At 61.8% G+C, this 325-nt stretch carries 1 pseudogene; it reads left to right on the top strand.

From position 1 onward, the window contains the following. Positions 1–325 (top strand): annotated as a pseudogene (locus EOB49_RS34985) (hypothetical protein); the annotation flags it as partial.

Genomic DNA, 325 nt, shown 5'->3' with positions numbered 1-325 from the left:
CGATCTGCTGGCGCGCACGGGCCTGTCAAAACCGGCCCTGCTGGCGAAGTGGATCGCGTTCGGCCTGCTTTGCCCGCTGGTCAGCCTGTTCCACCCGTACGGCGTCCAGGCCATCCTGGCGACGCTCGCCGTGGCTTACGGCAATGAGGCAGTGTCGCTGATCATGGAATGGAAACCGTTCAATCCGCCGGACAGTCCTGTCCAGGAAGCGGTGATGCTGCTGGCGCTTTTCGGGCTATTGGTGTCCCGATTGCGAATTGGCTGGGCCAGGGCGTTGTTCGTCGTCTTCACCTTGCATGTCTATCTCGCCCATGTGCGCTTCATG

It is taken from the genome of Mesorhizobium sp. M7A.F.Ca.MR.148.00.0.0, assembly GCF_003997735.1.
Classification (GTDB): Bacteria; Pseudomonadota; Alphaproteobacteria; order Rhizobiales; family Rhizobiaceae; genus Mesorhizobium.
Note: the sequence above shows the minus strand (reverse complement) of the source record. Positions and strands in the feature narration are given on the sequence as shown.